1 protein-coding gene is annotated in these 1,743 nt (G+C 51.7%); it reads right to left on the bottom strand.

All coding sequences use genetic code 11. The annotated features are described in order from the left end of the window. Positions 1 to 1,743, bottom strand: a 1,743-nt coding sequence (locus tag ACT3R7_RS20620) for a condensation domain-containing protein (RefSeq protein WP_444660328.1), incomplete at both ends; no start/stop codon positions are given.

Genomic DNA, 1,743 nt, shown 5'->3' with positions numbered 1-1,743 from the left:
CGTCAGCACCTGACCTATGCGCACATCCACACCCAAACGCTCACGGATCAGCACAACCAATCTGACCGCCAGCAATGAGTCTCCTCCTAGCATGAAGAAGTTATCTGTCGCCGCCGGCTTGACCCCCAATAGCGTCTCCCAAATCGCAGCAAGCTGATCCATTCGATCGTCGGGCCTAAAAATGGTCTCGGCTACCAGTTGACTCAACCCGAACTCATCTGAGGACGTAGTTTCAGTACTGTCACGCATGGTGGTCTCGTCCGGCCATACTCTTTTTTGCAACTCTTCAAGCGCTTGCCCCGGCTTGCTAACAATGGCCTGTAAAATCGCCCCATACGTCTCCAGCAAGCGTTCGGCATCGTCAGTGGGCAGCACCATTTTGTTGTAATTCAGATCAAGTAGAATATGCCCACCTTCCGGCGTCACCATCAGCTCGGCCTCCATGCGACTTTGTAGCCGGTTAAGCGGAAATGGCGTCCATTCCAGTGCACCTGACTGCACCTCCGACAGGCTCTCGGCTTGCATCACAAAACCAACCTGGTAAAGTGGATGACGTTCATTCAAAAGGCCACTACCGCCAAGTTCTTTAACCAATTGTGAAAACGGCAGCCGCAGATGCGCAAAAGCAGCCAGCTTTCGCTGATGCACGGTTCGCAGAAAATCCGTGACAATCTGTCTGCTGTCTAGCTCAGTGCGAATGATTACATTATTGACGAAGCTGCCAATCAGCCCATATGTTTCCGGCTCTATGCGACCAGCATCATACGTGCCTATCAGAAAATTCTGCTGACCTGAATAGCTTTTCAAAACCACTTGCCAGGCGGCCAAATAGATCACAAATGTGGTAATCCCCATCGTTTCTGACAACTTGGCTATGTCTTTATGCAAGGAATAATCCAGCCGTCTGCTCAGCACCGCCGGCTTTGCCGCTTGCGGCAATACTGTTGCCTTTTCACCGCTTGCCTTTCTCAGAACAGGCCAGTCGAAATCATTCGCATCTGTAAGTTCCCTTTCCCAGAAAGCCAGATCAGTCTGGCGGTGCATACGGACCTGTTCTCGGTTCCATACCGCATAATCAATATAATCGATGGGTAGTGATTTCAGGCTAACAGGTTGCCCCTTCATCGCACTCTCATAGCATTGGCCTAACTCTTCCATGAACACAGAGGCCGACCAGCCATCGAAGATTGCATGATGAAAGTGAAAAACAAGGATGCCTGCATGCGCATCATTCGTTTGCGTGGTGGCAGTTGGCCATGTCAGATAATGAACACACCAGCCTGGCTGACGGGTCAAATCTAACTCATCCTGCTCAGCGCGAGCCAAAGCCTGCCCGAACGCCTGAGCGTCGGAGCAGTGTTCAACCACCAAGGGTTCATAGGCTTGCGCAAAATCATATTGCACCAATTCTGCTTGTCGATATTCGAACACCATGCGTAACGGACGATGACGTTCAATCATGCGTTGCAGGGCAGTGCGAAGACACGCCAAATCTGGTTTGTTAGAAAGCCGGCAGCCATAGCAGACATGAAAATCCATACGACCTTCCGACAGCACTTCGGCCAGCCAGATATCCTCCTGGCTATGGGACAAAGGGCCTTCGGACAACTGCAGGGTGGGAATCGATGCGATTACACTGGCGGCTACTGTATCCAACAGCGCTGCTTGAGCCTCCAGAGTAGGTTTGGAGAAAAGGTCAGGCAGCGACAGAGTACGACCCAAGCGCTGCTTTACCAGGGCGAT

It is taken from the genome of Halomonas sp. AOP43-A1-21, from assembly GCF_052376775.1.
GTDB lineage: Bacteria > Pseudomonadota > Gammaproteobacteria > Pseudomonadales > Halomonadaceae > Vreelandella > Vreelandella colorata.
This window is presented reverse-complemented; position numbering and strand designations above follow the sequence as displayed.